22 protein-coding genes are annotated in these 23,368 nt (G+C 72.7%); 5 read left to right on the top strand and 17 right to left on the bottom strand.

Translation table 11 applies throughout. The features are described from left to right. Positions 1-10: 10 nt before the first annotated feature. Positions 11-793, top strand: coding sequence for a CDP-diacylglycerol--serine O-phosphatidyltransferase (gene pssA, locus ACRAKF_RS31880; protein ID WP_447042273.1), 783 nt, complete (start codon positions 11-13; stop codon positions 791-793). Between the two features lie 138 nt (positions 794-931). Here the strand turns inward: pssA and ACRAKF_RS31875 are convergent, their stop codons facing one another. Genes ACRAKF_RS31875 through ACRAKF_RS31855 form a run of 5 tightly spaced genes read right to left on the bottom strand, consistent with a single transcriptional unit; the run spans position 932 to position 5,822 of the window. After that, positions 932-2,191: an ABC transporter substrate-binding protein gene (locus ACRAKF_RS31875; protein ID WP_447041199.1), complete on the bottom strand. Its 1,260-nt coding sequence runs from the start codon at positions 2,189-2,191 to the stop codon at positions 932-934. Continuing rightward, positions 2,188-3,294, bottom strand: coding sequence for a branched-chain amino acid ABC transporter permease (locus ACRAKF_RS31870; protein ID WP_447041197.1), 1,107 nt, complete (start codon positions 3,292-3,294; stop codon positions 2,188-2,190). Before ACRAKF_RS31870 ends, ACRAKF_RS31875 begins: the two co-directional genes overlap by 4 nt. Then, positions 3,287-4,177, bottom strand: a complete 891-nt coding sequence (locus ACRAKF_RS31865; RefSeq protein WP_447041195.1) for a branched-chain amino acid ABC transporter permease — start codon at positions 4,175-4,177, stop codon at positions 3,287-3,289. The genes ACRAKF_RS31870 and ACRAKF_RS31865 overlap by 8 nt, the downstream gene beginning before the upstream one ends. Further along, the gene (locus ACRAKF_RS31860) at positions 4,174-4,977 is read right to left on the bottom strand and encodes an ABC transporter ATP-binding protein (RefSeq protein ID WP_447041193.1); all 804 of its coding nucleotides are present in this window, start codon (positions 4,975-4,977) and stop codon (positions 4,174-4,176) included. Before ACRAKF_RS31860 ends, ACRAKF_RS31865 begins: the two co-directional genes overlap by 4 nt. Next, positions 4,974-5,822 carry an ABC transporter ATP-binding protein gene (locus ACRAKF_RS31855; RefSeq protein ID WP_447042271.1) on the bottom strand — a complete coding sequence of 283 codons (849 nt, stop codon included), beginning with the start codon at positions 5,820-5,822 and terminating at the stop codon, positions 4,974-4,976. The genes ACRAKF_RS31860 and ACRAKF_RS31855 overlap by 4 nt, the downstream gene beginning before the upstream one ends. Before the next feature lie 272 nt (positions 5,823-6,094). Here ACRAKF_RS31855 and ACRAKF_RS31850 point away from each other — a divergent pair, with 272 nt between their 5' ends. Then, positions 6,095-7,315, top strand: a complete 1,221-nt coding sequence (locus ACRAKF_RS31850) for a PucR family transcriptional regulator (protein WP_447041191.1) — start codon at positions 6,095-6,097, stop codon at positions 7,313-7,315. Here ACRAKF_RS31850 and ACRAKF_RS31845 read toward each other — a convergent pair whose 3' ends face one another. Then, positions 7,316-7,891: a TetR/AcrR family transcriptional regulator gene (locus ACRAKF_RS31845; protein WP_447041189.1), complete on the bottom strand. Its 576-nt coding sequence runs from the start codon at positions 7,889-7,891 to the stop codon at positions 7,316-7,318. Positions 7,892-7,989: 98 nt separating this feature from the next. Here ACRAKF_RS31845 and ACRAKF_RS31840 point away from each other — a divergent pair, with 98 nt between their 5' ends. Further along, entirely contained in the window at positions 7,990-8,376 is a 387-nt protein-coding gene (locus tag ACRAKF_RS31840) for a nuclear transport factor 2 family protein (RefSeq protein WP_447041187.1), read from the top strand. A 7-nt stretch (positions 8,377-8,383) separates the two neighbouring features. On the opposite strand, the gene ACRAKF_RS31835 is transcribed toward ACRAKF_RS31840, so the two are convergent. After that, a complete protein-coding gene (locus ACRAKF_RS31835; protein ID WP_447042270.1) occupies positions 8,384-9,505 on the bottom strand; it encodes a glycerate kinase in 1,122 nt (373 codons plus the stop codon). Between the two features lie 274 nt (positions 9,506-9,779). Between ACRAKF_RS31835 and ACRAKF_RS31830 the strand changes: the two genes are divergently transcribed. After that, the gene (locus ACRAKF_RS31830) at positions 9,780-10,280 is read left to right on the top strand and encodes an NUDIX domain-containing protein (protein ID WP_447041185.1); all 501 of its coding nucleotides are present in this window, start codon (positions 9,780-9,782) and stop codon (positions 10,278-10,280) included. A gap of 55 nt (positions 10,281-10,335) precedes the next feature. Here the strand turns inward: ACRAKF_RS31830 and ACRAKF_RS31825 are convergent, their stop codons facing one another. The 5 genes from ACRAKF_RS31825 to ACRAKF_RS31805 form a co-directional block, all read right to left on the bottom strand. Then, positions 10,336-10,836: a methylated-DNA--[protein]-cysteine S-methyltransferase gene (locus tag ACRAKF_RS31825; protein ID WP_447041183.1), complete on the bottom strand. Its 501-nt coding sequence runs from the start codon at positions 10,834-10,836 to the stop codon at positions 10,336-10,338. Positions 10,837-10,851: 15 nt separating this feature from the next. Continuing rightward, positions 10,852-12,345 (bottom strand): AlkA N-terminal domain-containing protein, encoded by a 1,494-nt coding sequence (locus ACRAKF_RS31820; RefSeq protein ID WP_447041181.1) that lies wholly within the window; start codon positions 12,343-12,345, stop codon positions 10,852-10,854. A gap of 119 nt (positions 12,346-12,464) precedes the next feature. Then, on the bottom strand, positions 12,465-13,874 hold the full coding sequence (locus tag ACRAKF_RS31815; protein ID WP_447041179.1) for a phytoene desaturase family protein: 1,410 nt from the start codon (positions 13,872-13,874) through the stop codon (positions 12,465-12,467). A 77-nt stretch (positions 13,875-13,951) separates the two neighbouring features. Continuing rightward, the gene (locus ACRAKF_RS31810) at positions 13,952-14,779 is read right to left on the bottom strand and encodes an inositol monophosphatase family protein (protein WP_447041177.1); all 828 of its coding nucleotides are present in this window, start codon (positions 14,777-14,779) and stop codon (positions 13,952-13,954) included. A gap of 118 nt (positions 14,780-14,897) precedes the next feature. After that, the gene (locus tag ACRAKF_RS31805) at positions 14,898-16,748 is read right to left on the bottom strand and encodes a gamma-glutamyltransferase family protein (protein ID WP_447041175.1); all 1,851 of its coding nucleotides are present in this window, start codon (positions 16,746-16,748) and stop codon (positions 14,898-14,900) included. Positions 16,749-16,927: 179 nt separating this feature from the next. Here ACRAKF_RS31805 and ACRAKF_RS31800 point away from each other — a divergent pair, with 179 nt between their 5' ends. Next, positions 16,928-17,992: a lipoate--protein ligase family protein gene (locus tag ACRAKF_RS31800; RefSeq protein ID WP_447041173.1), complete on the top strand. Its 1,065-nt coding sequence runs from the start codon at positions 16,928-16,930 to the stop codon at positions 17,990-17,992. Here the strand turns inward: ACRAKF_RS31800 and ACRAKF_RS31795 are convergent. From ACRAKF_RS31795 to ACRAKF_RS31775, 5 genes are all read right to left on the bottom strand, one after another. Then, positions 17,958-18,692 (bottom strand): DUF4232 domain-containing protein, encoded by a 735-nt coding sequence (locus ACRAKF_RS31795; RefSeq protein WP_447041171.1) that lies wholly within the window; start codon positions 18,690-18,692, stop codon positions 17,958-17,960. The genes ACRAKF_RS31800 and ACRAKF_RS31795 overlap by 35 nt on opposite strands. Positions 18,693-18,762: 70 nt before the next feature. Beyond that, positions 18,763-19,761, bottom strand: a complete 999-nt coding sequence (locus ACRAKF_RS31790; protein ID WP_447041169.1) for a TIGR03842 family LLM class F420-dependent oxidoreductase — start codon at positions 19,759-19,761, stop codon at positions 18,763-18,765. 14 nt (positions 19,762-19,775) lie between these two features. Beyond that, the gene (gene hydA / locus ACRAKF_RS31785; protein ID WP_447041167.1) at positions 19,776-21,179 is read right to left on the bottom strand and encodes a dihydropyrimidinase; all 1,404 of its coding nucleotides are present in this window, start codon (positions 21,177-21,179) and stop codon (positions 19,776-19,778) included. A 54-nt stretch (positions 21,180-21,233) separates the two neighbouring features. Then, complete coding sequence (locus ACRAKF_RS31780) at positions 21,234-22,517, bottom strand: aspartate aminotransferase family protein (RefSeq protein WP_447041165.1); 1,284 nt, start codon at positions 22,515-22,517, stop codon at positions 21,234-21,236. Next, positions 22,514-23,356 (bottom strand): nitrilase-related carbon-nitrogen hydrolase, encoded by an 843-nt coding sequence (locus ACRAKF_RS31775; protein ID WP_447041163.1) that lies wholly within the window; start codon positions 23,354-23,356, stop codon positions 22,514-22,516. Before ACRAKF_RS31775 ends, ACRAKF_RS31780 begins: the two co-directional genes overlap by 4 nt. Positions 23,357-23,368: the final 12 nt, after the last annotated feature.

The following is a 23,368-nucleotide window of genomic DNA, read 5'->3' as shown; positions in this document are numbered from 1 at the left end:
CGACGAGGAGATGCCCCTCTCGCTGCGCCTGTCGATAGCGGACACGCTCACGCTCGGCAACGCCACGTGCGGCTTCATGGCGGTGTACTTCACCACCACGGGCATCCTCATCCCGTACGTGCAGGGCAGCACCGAGAGCGGCATGGCACGGCACTCCGCCGCGACCGCCGTGATCCTGATGCTCTGCGCCGCCGTCTTCGACCTCTTCGACGGGCTCGTGGCCCGCAAGCTGCGGTCCTCGCCGATGGGCGCGGAGCTGGACAACCTGTCGGACCTGATCAGCTTCGGTCTGGCGCCGGCGTACTTCGTCCTCGTCTACGGCATGGTCGCCGACGACGCCCACCAGCGGGTGGCGGCGGTCGGTGCGATCGTCGTGCTGTTGGCGGTGGTGCTGCGGCTTGCGCGGTTCTCGTGCGTGACCGTGAAGGACGGCACGTTCCAAGGCATGCCCTCGCCCTTCGGGGCGCTGACGGTGGTCTCGATCGTCCTCCTGGAGCTGCCCTTCGTGGCGACGCTCCTGGCGATCATCGGCACGGCCTGGCTCATGGTCAGCCGTGTGGAGTACCCGAAGCCGCGTGGCCCCCTCGCGATGGCCATGCTCGCGTGGATCGTCGCGGCCATGGGGCTGCTCGCGGCCTGGGCCTTCGAGGCCCCGGGCGGCCAGCTCCTGCTCCAGACCGGCTGTGCCCTCCAGCTCGTCCTCGGGGCGGTGATCCCGCTCTTCGCCACGGCTCGGCGGGTGAACAACTTCCGCGGGAACCGGCGCGAGGCGCGGGCAGCGCAGCTGCCGTAGCGGCGGTCGCTTGAACGGTGGCACGAAAGGGGCCCGAACCTGAATGGTTCGGGCCCCTTTCGCATGCCGTCCGTCGCCCTGCGGGCTCGTCCTCAAACGCCGGACGGGCTGGAGAGCCTCCGCCGGGCCGAGTGACCTCTAGCCACCCGCGCTATACCCCTCGGCCTCCTTCGCCGCCTGGGGGTTCCGTACGACCCTCATGCCGCCCGTGGCCTTCTCCGAGGGCTGGAGGATGACGCTCTGCTTGGACGACGGAGCCTTCGGGTCCGTGAAGTTCTGGGGGACGCCGAAGCCCGAGTCGAAGGCGTCGATGGTCAGCAGGGCCTTGTCCACGCCGGCCCGCGTGAGGTCCTTGCTCTCGCAGGCCTTCTTCAGGGCCTCGCCGAAGACGGCGGCCGCCGTCCAGCCCGCCACGACGCCGTTGTCCAGGGCGTCCTTGGGATGGGCCTTCCTGTAGTCGGCGACGAGCTTCTTCGCCGCAGCGGTGTCCGCGCCGATGGGCAGCGTGGGCGAGGCGACGTAGTAGTTCTTCTGCAGGGCGGGGCCCGACTGCGTGGCGAGGAGCTGCGGGGCGTAGGCCGAGTTGTTGCCGATGACCGGGACGTCGAAGCGGCCCGCCGCCGCGACACCCACCAGGGACGCGGCCTGGCGCGGCCCCGCGCTGATCACGACGCCCTTGACCCCGGCCTTCTTCAGGGCGGAGACCTGGGCGGTCATGTCGTTGTCCGTCGGCTTGATCTTCTGCTCGACGACCGTGAGGCCCGCCTCCTTCGCCATGTACGTGGAGCCCTTCAGGGCGCTCTCCCCGTAGTCGCCCTCGAAGTAGACGTGGCCGATCTTGTCGCCCTTCTTCAGCCCCTTCTCCTTCATCAGGAAGTCGATCGCGTTGATCGTCTCCAGGTCGTACGTGGAGCCGATCACCCGGATGTACGGGTTGCCCAGGAGGTTCGCCGACCAGGCCTGCGGCAGGACCAGGCCCTTGTTGCCCTCGATCCGCTGCTCGACGGCGGCGACGAACGGCGAGCCGATGAACTGGGCGAAGCCGAGGACCTTCGGCTCCAGCTCCGTGTAGGCGGCGACGGCCTTCTGCGGGTCGTAGCCGTGGTCGCGGATGGTCAGCTTCAGCTTGTGGCCGCAGATGCCGCCGTCCGCGTTGGCCTGGTCGACGTAGAGCTGCTGGGCCTGGGTGACGCTCTTGCCGAGGGTGGCGTAGACCCCGGTCATGTCGGTGAGCACGCCCAGGTTGATCGTCTTGCCCGAGATGCCCTCGCCGGTCTTCACGCCTCCGGCGCTCTTGGAGTCGTCGTCACCGTCCTTCGCCTTTGAGCTGCACGCGGTGAGCGCGAGGAGCGCCGCGAGCGCGGTGGCGGCCGCCGTGGCCCTGGTCAGTGCATTCATGCTGTCTCCCCTGGAGTGCCTGGAGTGGGTTTGCTGCGCCGGGCGGCGAGCCTGACCAGGCCGCCGGGCAGGAAGAGCACGACCGCCACGACGGCGGCGCCGTACAGGTACCGGGACGCCTCGCCCGGTGAGACACCGCCGCTGCCGGGGGCCGAGACGAGGGGCAGCGCGTCGCTGTACCGCGTCAGGAGCTGCGGCAGCAGGGAGACCAGCGCCGCGCCCGCGACCGCCCCGGAGACCGAGCCGAGGCCGCCGATGACGATCATGGCGAGGTACTCCAGTGACAGGGTCATGCCGAAGTAGTCCGGCACGGTCCGCTGGAAGACCAGGGCGAGCAGCACCCCGGCGAGGCCCGCGTACATCGACGACAGGACGAAGACCCCGGCGCGGTAGCGGGCCACCGGCACGCCGATGACGCCCGCGGCGACCCGGTGGTCGCGGATGGCGTTCATGGCCCTGCCCGGACGCCCGCGCAGCACGCCCCTGGCGAAGAGACCGCAGGCCAGGAGCGCGACGAGGCCCGCGTACCAGAGCTTCTCCGCGGACCCGAACGGGACGGCGGCCACGACGGCCTCGCTGTCGTCGAAGGTGAGGCCGAAGAGGTTCAGGGGCGGGACGTCGCGCCCGTTGGAGCCGCCCGTCAGATCGTGGGCGTTGAACAGGACGTGCTGCCCGATGAAGATCAGCGCGAGGGTCGCGATGCCCAGGTACGCGCCTCGCAGCCGCCCCGCGATGGGGCTGAAGATCCCGCCGGCGACCCCGGCGAGTGCCACCGCGAGCACGGCCGCGAGCCAGGTCGGCAGGGAGAGCCCGGTCAGGCCGTCGCCGCCGTCCCCCGCCAGGACGCAGTACCCGTACGCCCCGATGGCGAGGAAGAAGGCGTGCCCCATGGAGAGCTGCCCTGTCGCGCCGGTGAGGAGGTTGATGCCGATCGCGCCGATCGCCGCGGCCATCGCGAACAGACCGGCCTGGAGCCAGAAGCGGTCGAGGTAGAAGGGCATGGCGAGCAGGACGGCCGTGGCGGCGGCCCAGACGTAGGTACGGCGGCGCTTGAGCAGCGTCCGGCCCGCGGAACGGGCGGAGCGTGCGATGACGTCAGACACGGGCCAGCTCCTTCGTGCCGAAGAGCCCGGCGGGCCTGATCAGCAGGATCACGGTCATCACGAGGTAGGGCGCGAGGTCCCCGAGGCCGCGCCCCAGGAAGCTGAGCTCGCTCTGGTAGCCGGTGGCGAGGGCCTCCGTCACGCCCACCACGAGGCCGCCGACGAGGGCGCCCGTCGTGGAGTCGAGGCCGCCGAGGATGGCGGCGGGGAACGCCTTCAGGGCGGCGAGGGACGTGGCGCGCTCCAGGCCCGGCGTCGGGAAGACGGTGAGGAACAGCGCGGCCACGGCCGCGAGCGCCCCCGCGACCGCCCATGCGCCGAGGGACACCCTGCCCAGCCGTACGCCCATGAGCGCGGCGGTCTGAGGGCTCTCGGCGGCGGCGCGCATGGCCACGCCCCAGGAGGTGTAGCGGAAGGCGAGCAGGAAGACGGTGATGAGCAGGGCCGCGGCGACGAAGGCGGCGATGCGGGTGTGGGCGATGGAGATCGGCCCGACGGTCAGCACGGCGTCGCCCCAGGGGTCGCCGAGCGGCAGCACGTCGGTGCCCAGGCGCCGGGCCAGCTCGGTGGTGAGCAGGATGTCGACGCCGATGGTGACGATGGCGAGCACGCTGTGGTCGCTGCCCCGGTAGCGGCGCATGACGAGGAACTCGACGGCCGCGCCCACCACGGCGGCGCCCGCGATGCCCACGAGCAGCGCCGGCCAGAAGCCGAGGTCGTCGTGGAGGGATGCGGTGATGTAGCCGCCCGCGAGGAGCAGGGAGGCGTGGGCGAAGTTCACGACCTCGGTGGCGCGGAAGATGACGACGAAGCCGAGCGCGATGAGGGCGTAGACGGAGCCCATCGACAGGCCGTTGAGAAGGAGCTCGAAGAACGTGCTCATGGGCGGGGCTCCTCTTCGCTCGCGCTGTCGCCCTCGCCGAGATAGGCGCGGACGACCGCCGGGTCGTTCTGTACGTCGGCGGGGGCGCCGTCGGCGATCCGGCGGCCGAAGTCCAGTACGGTCACCGCGTCCGCGAGCCGCATCACCACCCCCATGTCGTGTTCCACCAGGACGATCGAGATGCCGAGGCTGTCGCGGACGCCCGCGATGACGGCGGCGGTGCGGCGCCGCTCGTCGGCGGTCATGCCCGCCACGGGCTCGTCGAGGAGCAGCAGCCGCGGCTCCATGCACAGGGCGCGCGCCAGTTCGGCGAGCTTCTGCTGGCCGTAGGGCAGGGCGCCCGCGGGCAGGTCGAGCTGGCGTTCCAGGCCGACGAAGGCCGCGATCTCGCGGACGCGTTCGCGGTGCCTGCGCTCCTCCTTGGCCGCCGAGGGGAGCCGCAGGCCCGCGGCGACGAAGCCGGTGCGGGTCAGCCGGTGGCGGCCGAGCAGCAGGCTGTCGGCGACCGTGGCGCGGGGCGGCAGGGCGAGGTTCTGGAAGATGCGGGCCACGCCGAGCCCGGCGATCTGGTGCGGCCGCATGCCGGTGAGTTCGTGCTCTCCGAAGCGGACGCTGCCGCCGCTCGCGCGGTAGACGCCGGACAGGACGTTGAAGCAGGTGGACTTGCCCGCGCCGTTGGGACCGATCACGGCGTGCACGGTGCCGGGGCGGACCGTGAAGCTGACGGCGTCGAGGGCGGTGAGCCCGGCGAAGCGGACGGTCAGGTCGCGGACTTCCAGGGGCGGCGTCTGCGAGGTCATCGGCCGGCCTCCCAACGCGGCAGGGCCGGCAGCGCGCCCAGGCCACGGGAGGCGTCGGCCGCGGCGTCCTCGTCGACCACGCCGAGGTAGCGGCGGCGCACCTCGTCGGAGGCGGCGAGTTCGTCCGCAGGTCCCGACAGGGCGACCTCGCCGACGTCGAGCACGTACGCGTGGGAGGCGAGCCGCAGCGCGAGGGCGGCGTTCTGCTCGACGAGGAGCACCGAGGTGCCCTGCGCGTTGATCTCCCGGACGGTGTCGGCGATGCGGGCGGCCATCAGCGGCGCGAGCCCCAGGGACGGCTCGTCGAGGAGCAGCAGCCGGGGCGAGGCCATCAGCGCCCTGGCCACGGCGAGCATCTGCTGTTCGCCGCCGGAGAGCAGCCCCGCGCGCTGCCCACCGCGGTCGGCGAGTACGGGGAACAGCTCGTGGACGCGCCGCAGGGCGTCCGCCTTGGCGCCGCGCGAGCCGGTGGAACCGAGGGCTCCGGCGCGCAGGTTGTCGGTGACGGTCATCCGGGCGAACACCTGTCTGCCCTCGGGGACCTGCGAGATCCCGGCGGCCACGACGCGGTCCGGCGCCAGGCCGTCGATCCGCCTGCCCTGGAAGCGGATGTCTCCCGAGGTGAGCGTCCCGCCCTGGAAGGAGAGGGTGCGGGAGACGGCGCGCAGCAGCGTCGACTTGCCCGCGCCGTTGGAGCCGAGCACCGCGACGACGGCGCCGTCCGGCACGTCGAGCGAGACCCGGCGCAGCGCGCGCACGGGCCCGTAACCGACCGACACCTCCCGTACGACGAGACCTCCGCCGGGCGCGGTGTCGCTGCCTGGGCCGGGGTCGCGCGCGCCCATGCCGAAGCCCTTCACATTCCTGCCGACCACGTACCGACCCCCAAGTCACCGCACGGCCCGTCCGCCGTCGCGTGGCGCTCACCCCAGCACCGCGGGACCCGCCCGTCCACGGCCCGGCGGGGAAACGCTGCGGGGGCCCAGCGGCGGCGCCCCGCCGTTGTGCAGCCGCACAACACCGCGTGTCAGGGGCCTGACCGCGGGGGGCGTCGCATGGCATCCTCCGCAGCAACGACGTCCCGACGACGTCCGGGAGCACGGCGATGGGGGGATCCATGACCGGGCCCACGAACGGGCGCAGGCCGCGGACCGGACACGACTGGAGACTGCTCAAGGAGGCGTGCACGGCTCTGCTGCCGCGCGTGCCCGAACTGGTCGACGAGCATCTGCGGCAGCTCTCCGACCACTCACCGGTGTTCGGCCGTGTGCTGCCGCACGACGTGCACTGGCGGGAGGCCGAGGAGGCCATGCGGATCGGCATCGAGGCGATCTCGGCGCCCCGGGCCTCGCCGCGCCGCGACCTGGAGTACGCGGAGGAGTCCGGGCGGCGCAGGGCCCAGCAGGGGCTGCCGCTCGACCTGCTGATCCACTCGTACCGGAACGCGGGCTACCTGGTGTGGGACTCGCTCCTGGAAGGCGTCGTGGGCCGCGACCCCGAGAAGCTGGCGGTCCTGATGCGCTCGGCGACGATGGTGTGGTCGGCGGTGGACGCCCAGGCGGCGGCCGCCTCGGACGCCTACCGCGCGACCGAGCTGGAGCTGCGGCGACGCACCGACGAACAGTTGCAGGCGCTGCTCGACGCGCTGTTGGAGGGCCAGTCGGCGCCGGGTCTCGCGGCGCGCGCGGCGGCCGGCCTCGACCTGCCCGAGCACGGCCCTTACGCGGTGGTGGTGCTGCGGGTGGAACGGCGCGACGGGCGCGAGGCGTTCCACCGGCAGATCCAGCGGACGGGGTTCCGTTTCATCTGGCGGATGCGGACGGACTGCGAGGTCGGCGTGGTCGCGCTGCACGCGGAGGAGGGCCTCGACGGTCTCGCCCGGCTCCTGGACGGGCGGTGCCCAGGACCCGGCGGGATCAGCCCCGTGGTCGGCGGCCTGGCGGACCTCGGGCACGCGCGCCGCCTCGCGGAACTGGCCCTGCGCACGTGTCCCCCGGACGCGACCGGCATCGTACGGCTCGACCAGCGGATGCCGGCCGCCCTGGTGGTGAGCCAGCCGGAGCTGGCGGGGCGCCTGGTGGCCGACGTGCTCGGCGAGGTCCTCACCGTGGAGCCCCCGGACCGCGCGGTCCTCCTGGAGACCCTTGACACCTGGCTGGACTGCGAGGGCTCGGCGGGCCGGGCGGCGGCCCGCCTCTACTGCCACCGCAACACGGTCTTCAACCGCCTGCGCCGCCTGGAACAACTGACGTCCCGGTCCCTGGCGAGACCGAGGGACCTGGTGGAGGTCTCCCTGGCCCTGGAGGCCCACCGCCTGACCTCCGGGGCACGGGAGTGACTAACCCCGCTCCCCGAGGAAGTCCGCGACGAGTTCGCGGACGTACGCCTCGTCCGTGCCGGGAATCGAGAAGACCACCCGGAAGTAGAGCGGCGCGATGATCCGGTCCAGGACCTGCTCCAAGGACGGGGGCGGGGGTGCGTCGCCGCGCTCCCGCGCGGCGTCGAGGACCGGGCGGAAGCGCTCGCTGACCCTGCGCAGACACTCACGCAGCCCGTCGTGCCGCTCGTCGACGTCGGAGGCGACCTCGGCGCGGAAGAACGCGATGCCACCGGGCCGGGAGAGCTCCGTCAGCGTCCAGAGCGCCTGGTTCTCCAGGTCGGTGCGCAGGTTGCCGACGAGCGGGGGCGCGCCGACCTCGCCGCGGTGCTTGGCGACGTCGGCCAGGAGCGCGGCGAGCGTGCCCCAACGCCGGTAGAGCGTGCTGGAGTTGACCCCCGCGCGCTGCGCCACGGCGGGCAGGGTCACCTGGTCGGCGCCGCGCTCGCCCACCAGCGCGACCGCGGCGCTGTGTACGGCGTCACGGACGCGGCTGCTGCGTCCGCCCGGCCGCTTCGTCGATGCGTCAGTGTTCACCCCTCCACCCTAAAGCAAAGAATTGCGCCTTAGCGGCCGGTGCGCCTACAGTCGCACTAAAGCGGAGATCGCCGCTTTAGTGCTGTGAAGGGAATGCCATGTCCACCAACGAATCCGCTGCCGCCCTCGGGCGCAGCTTCCACCAGGCCCTCGTCTCGCGCGACTGGGACGGCATCCGGGCCCTGCTCCATGACGACGCGACCTGGACCCTGCCCGGCGACAACACCATCTCCGGCACGGCCGACGGCGCCGACGCCGTGGTGGAGCGCGCTCAGCTGATCGCGTCGTACGGCCTCGACTTCAAGCTGCTGCATCTCCTGGTCAGCAAGGAGAACATGGCGCTCTCCCTGCACAACACCGCGCGCAGGGAGGACGCCGTGCTGGACGAACACCTGGCCACGGTCTGCCGGCTCCGCGACGGAAGGATCGCGAGCATCGAGACCTATCTCTCCGACGTGCCCGGGATGAACGCCTTCTTCGTCTGACGGCGCCTCAGGCCAGGTAATCCCGGCCCAGGGCCTCCGCGAGTTCCTCCAGGATCGGGCCCGCCTCGGCGATGCACCGGGCGACATCCGGTTCCACGTCGGTGAGGGCGTACGCCCGCCGGATGCCGGCGCGGCCGAGGGCCTCCGCCGGAAGGGCAAGACGCCCGCAGACGGCGACGACCTCGACCCCGGCGGCCCGAGCCGCGGCGGCCACCCCGGCGGGGGCCTTCCCGTGCAGGGTCTGCTCGTCGAGCGACCCCTCACCGGTGATCACGAGCGTGGCCCGCTCGAGCGCGGGCGCGAAGCCGAGGACGTCGAGCATGACGTCGATGCCGGCCCGGAAGCCCGCCCCGAGCCCGACGAGCGCCCCGTACCCGATGCCACCGGCGGCTCCCGCGCCGGGCGAGAGCGCGTACTCCGCGGCCCGGGGCCCGACGGCCTTCTCCATAACCGTCGCGAAGTGAGCGAGCGCCGCGTCGAGCGCGGCGACGTCCTGCGGGGTGGCCCCCTTCTGCGGTCCGTACACCGCGGGCGCGCCCTTCGGCCCGGTCAGCGGGTTGTCGACATCGCTGGCCAGGATGATCTCGACGTCACTCAGCCGCGGGTCGAGGCCCGAGAGGTCGGCGGTGGCGAGCGACTTGAGCGGTCCGCCGCCCGGCCCGACGGGCGCTCCGTCCGCGTCCAGGAAGCGCGCGCCGAGCGCGGCCAGCATGCCCGCGCCGCCATCCGTCGTGGCACTGCCGCCGACGCCGAAGACGATGGTGCGGGCGCCCCCGTCCAGCGCGGCCCGGATCAGTTCGCCGGAGCCGTACGTCGTGGCCGCGAGCGGCGCGAAGACACCCTCGGGGAGCAACTGGAGCCCCGAGGCCTCGGCCATCTCCACCACGGCGGTGCCGTCCTTGAGCGCGTACGCCGCCGTCACCCGCTCGCCGAGCGGCCCCGTGACGCGCACCTCGCGGCGCTCGAAGCCGCCCGCGACGGCCGCGGCGACCGTGCCGTCACCGCCGTCGGCGACGGGCAGGGCCTCGACCTCCACGCCGGGGGCGACGCGGTGGAGCCCTGCCGTCACCCGCTCCGCGACCTGCACGGCCGTGAGCGAGCCCTTGAACTTGTCCGCGGCGATGAGCACGTGCGGCGCCTTCTCGCGCCGCGCCTGCTGCTCGCGTCCCGCCGTCCCTGCAGCGTCCGCCACCTTGCATTCCCCTTGCTTCTTGGCCTTGCTCACGTCAAGGCAGTCGCGCCGCTGCGACCATAACCGCAGGAGGGGCCCCCTGCCCATGGCCGCCCGCGCGGCGAGACGGATCAGAGGGTGGGCTCATCACGTTTTCGCACGACATTTCGGGTGCCTCGGAGGGTGTCCCGGAGGGAGAAATGATCGATCAGCTCCTGGGTACGCTTCCCCGATGACCATCCAGGACTACGCCACGTACATCGCGGGCCTGCCGCGCGTCATCGTCGGGGCCGCCGCGCTCTTCCGGGACGCGGAGGGCCGGCTGCTGCTGGTCGAGCCCAACTACCGCGAGGGCTGGGCGCTGCCCGGCGGCACCGTGGAGTCGGACGACGGGGAGACGCCGCGCCAGGGCGCCCGCAGGGAGACCGCCGAGGAGATCGGCCTCGACGTCGAGCTGGGGCGGCTGCTCGCGGTGGACTGGGTGCCCTCGGGGACGGAACGCGTACGGCCGCCGCTGGTCGCCTACCTCTACGACGGCGGCGTGCTCACCCCTGAGCAGCTCACGTCGGTCCGGCTCCAGGAGGACGAGCTGCTCTCCTGGCGCCTGGTGGACCCCGAGGACATCAGCGAACTGCTGCCCGAACCGCTGGGTCGCCGCGTCACGGCCGCGCTCGGCGTGCTGGCGCGCGGCGACCACACGGCGGAGCTGGAGAACGGGCACCGGGTCGGCTGAACCCGGCACCCGCCGTCACAGCGACCGCGCGTCGCACCGGCCGCGGCGCCCGCTCTCAGAACAAGGCGTCCGAGGCCGCCACGGTCCCGCCCTCGAAGGCCAGGAGCCGCTGCTTGCGGTCGAGCCCGCCGCCGTACCCCGTCAGGCTGCCGTTGGCGCCGACGACGCGGTGGCACGGCACGATGACGCTGATGGGGTTCTTGCCGTTGGCGAGACCGACGGCCCGGGACGCGCCCGGCCTGCCGAGGATCTCGGCGAGCTCGCCGTACGTACGGGTCTCCCCGTAGGGAATGCGTACGAGCTCGTCCCAGACCGTGCGCTGGAACGGTGTCCCGTCGAGCCGGAGCTCCAGGTCGAACTCCGTCAGCTCCTCCGCGAAATAGGCCTCCAACTGACTGATCGCCTCCCCGAAAGGGCCCTCGTCACGGTCTCCGAAGGTCTCCTGCGCCGGGCGGTGGCGCTGATCGGTCATGTAGAGGCCGCTGAGGACTCCGTCGGTGGCGACGAGCGTCAGCGTCCCGTACGGGCTGTCCATCAGGGTGTGCACGCGTTCCATGGTCACGTCCTCCATTCACGCATCCCGCGCCGGGATGATGTTGATCGGGTGGTCGTCGATGGCCCAGAGGTACTGCACCGCGTAGGCCCGCCAGGGCCGCCAGGCGGCGGCACGGGCGGTGAGCGCGGCGGGGGTGTGCGGCAGGCCCAGTCCACGCGCGCTGCGCCGGATGCCCAGGTCGGAGGGGAGAAAGGCGTCGGGGTCGCCGAGCGCGCGCATCGCGATGACCTCGACCGTCCAGGGCCCGAACCCGGGCAGCTCGGCGAGCCGGGCGCGTGCCTCCTCCCAGCCGCTCCCCGACCCGAGACCGATGCCGCCCTCGGCGAGGTGGCGTACGAGGGTCGTCAGCGTGGTGCGGCGGCTGCGGGGCAGCGCCAGCGACTCGGGGTCGAGCGAGGCGAGCCGCCGCGGGCCGGGGAACAGATGGGTGAGGCCGCCCTCCGGGTCATCGACGGGCTCGCCGTGGGCGATCACCAGGCGCGCCGCGTGGGTACGGGCGGCGGCGGTGGAGACCTGCTGGCCGAGAACGGCACGCACCGCGAGCTCGGCCTCGTCGACCGTACGGGGCACCCGTCGTCCCGGAGCCTTGTCGACGAGGGGCGCGAGCAGCGGGTCGTCGCGCAGCAGGCCGTCGATGGCCGCCGGATCGGCGTCCAGGTCCAGCAGACGGCGGCAGCGGCTGATCGCGATGGTCAGATCGCGCAGGTCGGTCAGGCTGAGGCGGCAGCCGATGTGGTCGGGGTGCGGGGTGAGGGCGACGATCCCGTGCCCGTAGGGGAGGCTCAGGGTCCGCCGGTACGCACCGCCGCGCCACTCCTCCACCCCCGGCACGCCGGTCGCGATGAGGTGCCCGAAGAGGTTGTCGGGGTTGAGCGGCGCACGGAACGGCAGCCGCAGGCTGATCGCGCCGGACGTACCGGAGGCCGCGGCCCCGGCGGCGGCCCGCTTCGGCGCGCGGGCCCGCAACTCCCCCGGGGCGAGCGCGAAGACCTCGCGGACGGTGTCGTTGAACGTACGGATCGACGAGAACCCGGCGGCGAAGGCGATGTCCGCCATGGGCAGCGCGGTCGTCTCGATGAGCAGCCGCGCGGTCTGCGCGCGCTGGGCACGGGCGAGGGCGAGCGGGCCCGCGCCCAGTTCGGCGAGGAGCTGGCGCTCCACCTGCCGGGCGCTGTAGCCGAGCCGGGTCGCGAGGCCCGGGACGCCTTCGCGGTCGACGACGCCGTCCGCGATGAGGCGCATGGCGCGGGCCACGAGGTCGGCCCGGTGGTTCCACTCGGGCGAGGCGGGGCTGCTGTCGGGGCGGCAGCGCTTGCAGGCCCGGAACCCGGCCTGCTGGCAGGCTGCCGCGCTCGGGTAGAAGGTCATGTTCTCGGCCTTCGGCGGCACGACCGGGCAGCTCGGCCGGCAGTAGATGCGGGTGGTGAGGACGGCGGTGAAGAACCAGCCGTCGAAGCGGGCGTCCTTCGACCGCACGGCACGTACGCAGCGCTCGGTGTCGGTGTGCATGCGCCCCAGCATTCCGGATGCACCCACTCGTGACTGGCGAGAATCCGACATCAACCTCGCGCTGCCAGGACCGGCGCGTTACGCGTCTTCCCGGGCGGCGAGCTCCGCGCTCTTCTCCCTCATGCGGCGCGCAGCCGCTTCCAGACCGCCTTGGCGGCGTTGTGCCCGGACATGCCGTGGACGCCGGGTCCCGGCGGTGTCGCCGACGAGCAGAGGAAGACGGCCGGGTGCCGGGTGCTGTACGGGAAGAGGGAGAGCTTGGGCCGGAGCAGCAGTTGCAGCCCGCTCGCGGCACCGCAGGCGATGTCGCCGCCCACGTAGTTGGCGTTGCGCGCGGCGAGTTCCGGCGGTCCCGCGGTGGCGCGGGCCAGGACCCGGTCACGGAAGCCTGGTGCGAAGCGCTCCAACTGCCGCTCGATCGCGTCGGTCAGGTCGCCCTGCCAGCCGTTGGGCACATGGCCGTACGCCCAGAAGACATGCTTGCCCGCCGGGGCGCGGGAGGGGTCGACGAGGCTGGGCTGCACGGTGATCAGGAACGGGGCGTCCGGTGCTCGTCCCGCGCGTGAGGCGGCCCGCAGCGCGGCGCCGATCTCCCGGCTGCTCGCGCCGACCTGCACGGTCCCGGCGGACCGCGCCTCTTGCGCCGTCCAGGGCACGGGCCCGTCCAGGGCGTAGTCGACCTTGAAGACAGCGGCTCCGTAGCGGTAGTTCTCATACACGTTCCCGAGGCCGGCGATCCGGGCGAGCGCGGTCGGCGAGGTGTCGAAGACGTAGGCACGCGCGGGGGGCAGATCGTCGAGCCGCTTGACCTCGTAGTCCGTGTGGACGGAGCCGCCGAGGTCCTTCAGATACGCGGTGAGGGCGTCGGCGATCGACTGCGATCCGCCGCGGGCGACGGGCCAGCCGCGGGCGTGCGCGGCCAGCGCGAAGACCATGCCGACGCCGCCGGTGACGATGCCGTCGAGGGGCGCGATGACGTGCGCGACGAGACCGGCGAAGAGGGCGCGGGCCCGGTCGTCGCGGAAGCGCCGCATCAGCCACGTCGAGGGAGGCAGCCCGGCGAGCCCGAAGCGGGCGAGGGTGCCGGGGTCGCGCGGCAGGGAGCTCATGGGCAGCGACATGAAGTCCCGCAGGAGCACGTCCCACTTGGGGAGGAAGGGCTCCACCAGGCGTCTGTAGGCCCCCGCGTCCCGCGGTCCGAAGGAAGCGGCGGTCTCCCCCACGGAACGGGACAGCACGGCGGCGCTGCCGTCCAGGAAGGGGTGCGCCATGGGCAGCGGCGCCTGGAGCCACTCCAGGCCATACCGGTCCAGGGGCATGTCGCGGAAGGCCGGGGAGTTGATGCCCAGCGGGTGGGCCGCGGAGCAGGGGTCGTGCCGGAAGCCGGGCAGGGTCAGCTCCTCGGTGCGCGACCCGCCCCCGACCGTGCTCTTCGCCTCGAACACGGCCACGGAGAAGCCGCGGCGGGCGAGCTCGACGGCGGCGGTCAGCCCGTTGGGTCCCGCTCCCACGATGACGGCATCAAGCATCGACGGCACCTTCGGACTCCTTCGTCAGCCGGTGGCCACTGCCGCACAGGATAGGCCGGACGTCCCGGCCGGCCGGCTCAGGCCCCCGCGGCGAGAAGATCCACGACCCGGCGGGCCGTGGCGGCGTCGCGCGCCGCGGTGAACGGCAGCGCGTTGCCACCGGCTATGCGGAACGGCTCGCCGGACAGGGTCAGCGAGGCGCCTCCGGCCTCGGCGACCAGCAGCAGCCCGGCGGCGTGGTCCCAGGCCAGCTCCCACGAGAAGGCTACGGCGTCCAGCTCGCCCCTGGCGATGGCGAGATACTCGAGACCGGCCGAGCCGCAGGGCCGGGGGCGCACACCCTCGGTCCGCAGCCCGAGGAGGGCGTGCTTCTGCTCGTCGGTGGTGAAGTCGGGGTGGGAGGTGGCCACTTCGAGTGCCTTGCCCGCGTCGGGCGCACCGGCGGTCAGCCGCTGTCCGTCGAGCCAGGCACCCTTGCCGCGGACCGCCACGGCGAACTCGTCCAGGGCCGGGGCGTACGTCCAGGAGGCCTTGACCTCGCCGCCGACCGCGAGGGCGACGAGCATGCAGAAGCCGGGGTCGCCCCGGACGAACTGCCGGGTCCCGTCGACGGGGTCGACGATCCAGACCGGGGCGTCGCCGCTGATCGCCTCGTAGATCGTCGGGTCGGCGTGGACGGCCTCCTCGCCGACGACGACCGAGCCCGGCAGGAGGGCGGCCAGGTCCGTGGTGAGCTGCTCCTCCGCGCGACGGTCGGCCACCGTCACCACGTCGTGGGGCCCGCTCTTCTCCACGACGTCGCCTGCGGCGAGCTGCCGGAAGCGGGGGGTCACCTCGGTCGCGGCGGCCTTCCTGAGGGCCTCCTCGACATCGTGAACGCCTTGCGTCAAGAACTCTTCGATCATGCCTCCATGAGAGCACGCCCCACTGACAACGCGTACGTCCCGGCTGAACGTGGGGCGAATCCCGGGGGAACCCCTGGCTTCGCCCGGCGAGGCCACTGGACCGTGCGCACCGCCCTGCTCACCGGCCCACCGCGTACCCCTGCATCCCCCGCGCGTTCGCCGCAGCCGACAGCACGCCGGTGCGTGGGTCCCGCGCCACGGCGCACAGCCTGCCCTCCGACCAAGGACCGCCCACCAGGACGTCATGCCCCCGGCGCCGCAGCTCCGCCACGACCTCCACGGGCGTCCGGGACTCCACCGTCACGCTGCCGGGGCGCATCCCGCGGGGGTGGAAGGAGCCGGGGAAGCTGTCCGTGTGCCAGGCGGGGGCGTCGATCGCGCCCTGGAGGTCCGGGCCGCCCCGCACCGGGTCCCGCAACGCCACGCCGAGGAAGAAGTGCACCTGCCACTGGTCCTGCTGATCGCCGCCGGGCGTACCGAAGGCCATGACGGGCACGCCGTCCTTCAGGGCGAGCGAGGGAGTCAGCGTGGTGCGCGGGCGCCTCCCGGGGGTCAGGGAGTTCGGCAGTCCCTCGTCGAGCCACGCCATCTGCAACCGCGTACCCAGCGGAAACCCCAGCTCGGGCACGACGGGGTTGGACTGGAGCCACCCCCCGCTCGGCGTGGCGGAGAGCATGTTCCCCCAGCGGTCGACGATGTCGATGTGACAGGTGTCGCCCCGCGTCCCGCCGTCCCCGGCCACGGTCGGCTCCCCGCCCCCGAAGGCCTCGGCGGCCCCGACCGCTCCTGCCCCCGAGGCCACCGCGAGCGCGTGCGCGGACAGCCGTGGGGAGCGCCCGCCGGGCGCGCCTGGCCGCAGCTCGTACGAGGCCGTCTCCCCGACCAGCTTCCGCCGGGCGGCGTTGTACTCCTCCGAGAGCAGCTCGCCCACCGGGACGCCGCCGTCGGTCGCCGCGTCCCCGTACCAGGCCTCCCGGTCGGCCATGGCCAGCTTGCACCCCTCCACCAGCAGGTGGACGTACTCGGCGGACCCGTACGCCGGGAGCTCCGCGACGTCCCGCGGCAACAGCGCGAGCTGCTGCAAGAACGCGGGGCCCTGGCTCCAGGCCCCCGCCTTGCACAGCGTCCAGCCGTTCCAGTCGTATGTGACCGGGTCCTCGTACGAGGCCGACCAGCCCCGCAGGTCCCGTGCCGACAGTGTCCCCGTGTGCCGCGACCCGCTGGTGTCCATGGTCGGCACCCCGGCCTGCCGGACGAGCGCCTCGGCGATGAATCCCCCGCGCCACACCTCGCGCGCGGCCTCGATCACCGCGACGCGTGTCCCCGCGCCGGCCGAGCCACCGGCACCGGCCTCCGCCTCCGCCTCCGCTTCCGCCTCCGCGAGCAGCCGCCGCCACGTCGCCGCCAGCGCCGGATTGCGCAGCAGCTCACCGGGGCGCGGCGGCTCGCCGCCCGGCAGGTACACCTCGGCCGATGACGGCCACTCCGTCTCGAAGAGTCCCCGTACCGTCTCGACGGTCTCGGTGACCCGCTCCACGGGCGCGTGCCCGTCCTCCGCGTACCCGATGGCGTACGTGAGGACGTCGGCGAGCGACTTCGTGCCGTGGTCCCGCAGCAGCACCATCCACGCGTCGAACGCCCCGGGCACGGCCGCGGCGAGCGGTCCTGTGCCGGGTATGAGGTCGAGGCCGAGTGAGCGGTAGTGGGCCACGGTCGCCCCCGCGGGCGCGGGGCCCTGCCCGCAGAGCACGCGCACGTCGCCGCCCGCCGGCGCGAGGATGACGGGCACCTCACCGGCGGGTCCGTTGAGGTGCGGTTCGACCACGTGCAGGACGAAGCCGGCGGCTACCGCGGCGTCGAAGGCGTTTCCTCCGTCCTCCAGCACGGCCATCGCGGACTGCGAGGCGAGCCAGTGGGTGGAGGACACCATGCCGAAGGTGCCCTGAAGGGTCGGTCGGGTCGTGAACACAGGCCTCATACCTCGCTGTTGCCGTGCATCGGCCCGGGTGGCGGGCGCTCGGGACAGGGAGGGGGAGGACTCCGGCACGCCCGCGCCAGAGGTCCCCGTCTCCCGGTCCCGGAAGGTTATCGATCACTCGGCTAGCGTTGGGGACGATTCCGGAACAACAGGGGCATGGAGGCAGCACGGTGCACGGTGAGTACAAGGTTCCCGGCGGCAAGCTCGTCGTGGTGGACCTGGACGTGGAGGACAGCGTGCTGCGGCACGTGCGCGTGGCCGGCGATTTCTTCCTGGAACCGGACGAGGCGCTCGACGCGATCAACGGCGCGCTCGACGGTGCCCCCGCCGACACGGACGCCGCGGGTCTCGCGGCCCGCGTCGAGGCGGCACTGCCGGAGGGCACCGTGATGTACGGCCTCACCTCGGAGGGCCTCGGCATCGCGGTGCGCCGCGCGCTGGCCCAGGCGACGAACTGGACCGACTACGACTGGCAGCTCGTCCACGACGGACCGCAGGCGCCCGCCCTGCACATGGCCCTGGACGAGGTCCTGACCCAGGAGGTCGCGGCGGGCCGGCGTCCGCCGACGCTGCGGGTGTGGGAGTGGGCGTCCCCCTCGGTGATCATCGGCAGTTTCCAGTCGCTGTCCAACGAGGTGGACGCGGAGGGCGCGGCCCGGCACGGCATCGACGTCGTGCGCCGCGTCTCCGGTGGCGGGGCGATGTTCGTGGAGCCGGGCAACACCATCACGTACTCCCTCTCCGTACCGGACGCCCTCGTGCAGGGGCTCTCCTTCCAGGACAGCTACGCCTACCTCGACGACTGGGTGCTCGGCGCCCTCGCGGACATGGGCATCAAGGCGTGGTACCAGCCGCTCAACGACATCGCGACGGACGCGGGGAAGATCGCGGGGGCGGCGCAGAAGCGGGTGGTGGCTCCCGAGGGGGGCACGGGCGCGGTCCTGCACCACGTGACGATGTCCTACGACATCGACGCCGACAAGATGCTGGAAGTGCTCCGCATCGGCAAGGAGAAGATGTCGGACAAGGGCACGAAGAGCGCCAAGAAGCGCGTCGACCCCCTCCGCCGCCAGACGGGGCTGCCCCGCGAAACGGTGATCGACCGAATGATCGACTCCTTCCGCGCCCGCTACGGCCTGACTCCCGGCGGGGTGACGGAGGCGGAGCGCGTGCGGGCGGAGGAGCTGGTGCGCACGAAGTTCACGGCACCGGAGTGGACGGCACGGGTCCCGTAGCGGGCCGGGCCCCGCTCGCGCCATCGTCCTGGGGGCTCCGCTGCCACGCCGTCGTGCCCAGCATGCCCGTCTCGCCGATGTCGAGGCCGCCCTCGGGCTCAAGGGTCTGGCGCGCCTCGCCCTTGGCCGGACCGATGTCCACGTAGACGCCGCTTCCCTCGCGGGTGGCGGCGTTCACGGCCGAGTAGCGCCAGACGAGCGAGGTGTACGCGGACTGTCCCGGCCGCAGGCGCACGCGGCTCGGTCCCGGGTCGTCCATGGTGGTCACGGGCTCCGTCCCCTTGAGCACCGTCACGGCGAACATCTGCCGGTCCAGGCCGCGCACGCGGATGTCGGGATAGCCGTTCACCTCGCGCACGCCCTTGCCGCAGTTGGTCAGCGTCACGGACATCGCGCGCAGCCCCATGGTGGCCGTCACCATGCCGGGCGACATCCGCCAGCCGGACTCGGGGCAGGCGGGGGCGGTGGAGGCGGGCGGCGTGGTGGGCCCGAGCGCAAGGCCGGAGGGTTCAGCGGGCCCGGACGGTTCGGCGGGTCCGGAGGGTTCGGCGGGCCCGGACGGTTCCGCCGCGGGCGTCGTCGCCTCCCGCGCCGGATCCATCTCCCGGTCCAGTTCCGCGGAGAGCCCGCAGCCGGCCAGCAGCAGCGGGGCCACGGCGAGGAACACGGCGCGCCTGAGCGGTCTCGACGTGACGGTCACGCGGAGATCATGCCATGGCCATGACTGGGCCCTCAGTACTCCAGCCGAGCCCTCCGTGCTCCAGCCGGTTTCAGGAGAGCCGCGGGATGACCGTTGACCCGTACGCGTCGATGGCCTCCTCCCGGGCGTCGTGCATCGCGTACACCGCGAACTGGTCGACGCCCAGCTCCCGTAGCTCCTGGAGGCGTTCCACATGGGACTCGACGGGGCCCAGGAGGCAGAAGCGGTCGACGATCTCGTCGGGGACGAAGGCGGTGTCCGGGTTCCCGGCCCGCCCGTGGTGGCTGTAGTCGTAGCCCTTGCGTGCTCTGATGTACGCCGTGAGGGCCTCCGGCACCGCCGACGAGTGCTCGCCGTACCTGGCGACCAGGTCGGCGACGTGGTTGCCGACCATGCCGCCGAACCACCGGCACTGCTCGCGGGCGTGCGCCAGGTCGTCGCCCACGTAGGCGGGCGCGGCCACGCAGATCTTCACGTCCGCCGGGTCGCGCCCCGCCTCGGCCGCCGCGTCCCGCACGGCCTTGACCATGTACGCGGTGAGGAAGGGGTCGGCGAGCTGGAGGATGAAGCCGTCGGCCCGCTGTCCGGCGAGCGCGAGCGCCTTCGGACCGTACGCGGCCATCCACACCGGCAGCTTCCCGTCCCGCACCCACGGCAGCCGCAGCGTCTGCCCGCCGACGTCCGCCTCGCGCCCCTCGGCCAGGTCACGGATGACGTCGATCGCCTCGCCGAGCCGGGCCAGCGTGTTGGGCCTGCGGCCGGCCACCCGCATCGCGGAGTCGCCGCGCCCGATGCCGCAGACGGTGCGGTTGCCGTACATGTCGTTGAGCGTGGCGAAGGTCGAGGCGGTGACCTCCCAGGTCCTGGTGCCGGGGTTGGTGACCATGGGACCGACGGTCAGCCGCGTGGTGTGCTCCAGGATGCGGCTGTAGATGACGAACGGCTCCTGCCACAGGACCGCGGAGTCGAAGGTCCAGCCGTAGCGGAAGCCGTTGCGCTCCGCGCGCCGCATGAGTCCCACGACCGCCGAGGCGGGCGGGTCGGTCTGCAGTACGAGTCCAAAATCCACGGTGGCCCCTCAGGCTAGTTCACGTACTGCGTCAAGCCCCGCGGCACGAACGCCCCGTGCCCCGCACGGCCCCTGAACTCCCGCCGCTCGATGACCGGTTCGCCGCGCGAGAGCACCGTCTCCACCTGTCCGCGCACGCGCTTGCCCTCGTACGCCGAGTAGTCGACGTTCATGTGGTGCGTCGCCGCCGACATGGTCTGCTCGGCGGCCGGGTCGTAGATGACGACGTCCGCGTCGGCGCCCGGCGCGATCGTGCCCTTCTTGCCGTAGAAGCCGAACATCCGCGCCGGCGCGGCGCACGCGATCTCGATCCAGCGGCGGCGCGTGATGCGCCCGTCCACCACGGCCTGGTGGAGCAGGTCCATGCGGTTCTCCACCCCGGGGAGCCCATTGGGGATCTTGGAGAAGTCGCCGCGGCCCAGCTCCTTCTGGCCCGTGAAGCAGAACGGGCAGTGGTCGGTGGAGACCACCTGGAGGTCGTCGGTGCGCAGGCCCCGCCAGAGCGCCGCCTGGTGCTCCCGTGGCCGCAGCGGGGTCGAGCACACGTACTTCGCGCCCTCGAAGTCCGGTTCCGCGAGGTTGTCCGTGGAGAGGAAGAGGTACTGCGGGCAGGTCTCGCCGAAGACCGGGAGCCCCTTGTCCCGCGCCGCCGCCAGCTCCGCCACCGCCTCCTCGGCCGAGACGTGCACGACGTACAGCGGCGCCTCGGCGACCCGGGCGAGCTGGATGACGCGGTGCGTGGCCTCCGCCTCCAGGAGCGCCCTGCGCACCTCGCCGTGGTGGCGGGGGTCGGTCTCGCCGCGGGCCAGGGCCTGCTGGACCAGGACGTCGATGGCGATGCCGTTCTCCGCGTGCATCATGATCAGCGCGCCGTTCGTGGCGGCCTTCTGCATCGCGCGCAGGATCTGGCCGTCGTCGCTGTAGAACACCCCGGGGTAGGCGGTGAACAGCTTGAACGAGGTCACTCCCTCGCCGACGAGGCCGTCCATCTCCTTGAGCGACGACTCATTGACGTCGGAGACGATCATGTGGAAGGCGTAGTCGATCGCGCACTGCCCGTCCGCCTTCGCGTAGTAGGCGTCCAGGCCGCCGCGGAGCGAGTGCCCGACGGACTGCACCGCGAAGTCGACGATGGTGGTCGTGCCGCCCCAGGCCGCCGCCCGGGTGCCGGTCTCGAAGGTGTCCGACGAGGCGGTCCCGCCGAACGGGAACTCCATGTGCGTGTGGGCGTCGACCCCGCCCGGGATGACGTACTTGTTCGTGGCGTCGATGACGCGCTCGGCGGACCACGCGCCCGCCGCGGCGCTGCCGCTCGCGGCGAGGGCGGCGATCCTGCCGTCCTCGATCAGCACGTCGGCGTGGGTCTCCTCGGCGGCGGTGATGACGAGACCGCCGCGGATCAGGGTGCGGTTGCTCATGTGGTGCGCTCCCTTCGGGTGGGCGGCACGGCCAGGCGCCGCCAGGCGGCACGGCTAGGCGCTGCGCAGGGCCTGTTCCAGGATGGCGGCGCCCTCTTCGGCCTCCGCGACGGTCAGGGAGAGCGGCGGGGCGACGCGCAGGACGCTGGTGTCGTGGCCGCCTCCCTTGCCGAGCAGCAGGCCGCCCTCGCGGGCCGCTTCGAGCACGGCGGCCGCCGCCCGCGGATGGGGCCCGCCGGTGCCGGGGTCGGCCAGCTCGATGCCGATCATCAGGCCGCGCCCGCGCACTTCCCGTACGGCGGGCACCTGGGCGCAGACGGCCCGGATCCGCTCGATGAGGAGCCCTCCGACGCGCCGGGCGTTGCCCTGGAGGTCGTGTTCCAGGAGGTACGTGAGGTTGGCGAGGCCGGCCGCCATGGTGACCGGGGAGCCGCCGAAGGTGGAGATGGAGTTGGCGTCGAGGCAGTTCATCACCTCGGCACGGGCCACCACACCGCCGATCGACATGCCGTTGCCGATGCCCTTGGCGAAGGTCAGGATGTCCGGCGGCCCGCTCCGCGCGTGTGCCTGCCAGCCCCAGAAGTGCTCGCCCGTGCGGCCCCAGCCGGTCTGCACCTCGTCGGTGATCCAGAGGATGCCGTACTCGTCCAGGACCTCCTTGAAGGCCGCGTAGAGCCCGTCGGGCGGCGAGGTGAAGCCGCCGACCCCCTGGATCGGCTCGGCGATCAGCGCCGCCACTCCCCCGCGCCCTTGCCCCAGCATGTCCCGCAGGTCGGCGACGCAGGCCGCGGTGAACTCGGCGTCGTTCAGCCCCGCGTACGGTCCCCTGCTGCGGACGCCCCCGTGCACGTACAGCGTCTGGAGCGGCGAGAGGCTGGTCGGCGACCAGGAGGCGTTGCCGGTGATGCCGACGGCCGTGAAGCTGCGGCCGTGGTAGCTGTTGCGCATCGCCAGGATCTGGTTGGAGCGGCGGTGTGCGGTGGCCAGGAGCAGCGCCGCGTCGTTGGCCTCGGTGCCGGAGGTGGTGAAGAAGACGCGGGCGTCGGGGATGCCGGAGAGGGCGGCGACGCGCTCGGCGAGGTCGACCATCGGCCGGTTGAGGTAGAGCGTCGAGGAGTGGATGATCCGCCCGGCCTGCTCGGCCACGGCCTTGGTGACCTCGGGCAGGGCGTGCGCGGTCATGGTGGTGAGGATGCCGCCGAAGAAGTCGAGGTACTTCCGGCCGTCGGCGTCCCACACGTGCCGGCCCTCGCCGTGGGTGATTTCGAGGGGCCGCTGGTAGTAGAGGGCGAGCCACTCGGGCAGCACCGCCTTGTGGCGGTCGTAGAGGTCCGTCACGGCTGCACCAGCCCTTCGTAGGCGTCGGGGCGCCGGTCGCGGTAGAACGCCCACTGCTGTCGTACTTCCTCGATGAGGGCGAAGTCGAGATCCCTGACGACGAGTTCCTCGGCCTTGTCGCTCGCGGGCTCGCCGACGAACCGGCCGCGCGGGTCGACGAAGTAGGACGTGCCGTAGAAGTCGTTGTCGCCGTACTCCTCCTGGCCCACGCGGTTGATCGCGGCGATGAAGTACTCGTTGGCGACGGCCGCGGCCGGCTGCTCCAGCTGCCAGAGGTGCGAGGAGAGGCCGCGGTGGGTGGCGGAGGGGTTGTAGACGAGCTGGGCGCCGTTGAGACCGAGTTGACGCCAGCCCTCCGGGAAGTGGCGGTCGTAGCAGATGTAGACGCCGACCTTGCCGACGGCGGTGTCGAAGACGGGCCAGCCGAGGTTTCCCGGCTTGAAGTAGTACTTCTCCCAGAAGCCCTTGACCTGGGGGATGTGGTGCTTGCGGTACTTGCCGAGATACGTGCCGTCGGCGTCGATCACGGCCGCGGTGTTGAAGTAGAACCCGGACTGCTCGACCTCGAAGACGGGGACGACGATCACCATGCCGGTCTCGCGGGCGAGTTCCTTCATGCGCGTGACGGTGGGCCCGTCCGGCACGGGCTCCGCCCAGCGGTAGTGCTCGGGCTCCTGGACCTGGCAGAAGTAGGGGGCGTTGAACACCTCCTGGAACCCGATGATCTTCGCGCCCTGCCGGGCGGCCTCCCGGGCGTGTTCCTCATGCTTGGCGATCATGGATTCGCTGTCGCCTGTCCAGGTCGCCTGGACCAGAGCGGCGCGTACGACGTTGACCATGAGCTGCTCCTT

It is taken from the genome of Streptomyces sp. DSM 118878 (genome assembly GCF_052936595.1).
This window is presented reverse-complemented; position numbering and strand designations above follow the sequence as displayed.

What these genes read in the sequence shown, in the direction of transcription:
- pssA (WP_447042273.1), top strand. Translation starts at nt 11, where the DNA reads ATGCCCCTCTCGCTGCGCCTGTCGATAGCGGACACGCTCACGCTCGGC.
- ACRAKF_RS31875 (WP_447041199.1), bottom strand. Translation starts at nt 2,191, where the DNA reads ATGAATGCACTGACCAGGGCCACGGCGGCCGCCACCGCGCTCGCGGCG.
- ACRAKF_RS31865 (WP_447041195.1), bottom strand. Translation starts at nt 4,177, where the DNA reads ATGAGCACGTTCTTCGAGCTCCTTCTCAACGGCCTGTCGATGGGCTCC.
- ACRAKF_RS31860 (WP_447041193.1), bottom strand. Translation starts at nt 4,977, where the DNA reads ATGACCTCGCAGACGCCGCCCCTGGAAGTCCGCGACCTGACCGTCCGC.
- ACRAKF_RS31855 (WP_447042271.1), bottom strand. Translation starts at nt 5,822, where the DNA reads ATGGGCGCGCGCGACCCCGGCCCAGGCAGCGACACCGCGCCCGGCGGA.
- ACRAKF_RS31850 (WP_447041191.1), top strand. Translation starts at nt 6,095, where the DNA reads ATGACCGGGCCCACGAACGGGCGCAGGCCGCGGACCGGACACGACTGG.
- ACRAKF_RS31840 (WP_447041187.1), top strand. Translation starts at nt 7,990, where the DNA reads ATGTCCACCAACGAATCCGCTGCCGCCCTCGGGCGCAGCTTCCACCAG.
- ACRAKF_RS31830 (WP_447041185.1), top strand. Translation starts at nt 9,780, where the DNA reads ATGACCATCCAGGACTACGCCACGTACATCGCGGGCCTGCCGCGCGTC.
- ACRAKF_RS31825 (WP_447041183.1), bottom strand. Translation starts at nt 10,836, where the DNA reads ATGGAACGCGTGCACACCCTGATGGACAGCCCGTACGGGACGCTGACG.
- ACRAKF_RS31820 (WP_447041181.1), bottom strand. Translation starts at nt 12,345, where the DNA reads ATGCACACCGACACCGAGCGCTGCGTACGTGCCGTGCGGTCGAAGGAC.
- ACRAKF_RS31815 (WP_447041179.1), bottom strand. Translation starts at nt 13,874, where the DNA reads ATGCTTGATGCCGTCATCGTGGGAGCGGGACCCAACGGGCTGACCGCC.
- ACRAKF_RS31810 (WP_447041177.1), bottom strand. Translation starts at nt 14,779, where the DNA reads ATGATCGAAGAGTTCTTGACGCAAGGCGTTCACGATGTCGAGGAGGCC.
- hydA (WP_447041167.1), bottom strand. Translation starts at nt 21,179, where the DNA reads ATGAGCAACCGCACCCTGATCCGCGGCGGTCTCGTCATCACCGCCGCC.
- ACRAKF_RS31775 (WP_447041163.1), bottom strand. Translation starts at nt 23,356, where the DNA reads ATGGTCAACGTCGTACGCGCCGCTCTGGTCCAGGCGACCTGGACAGGC.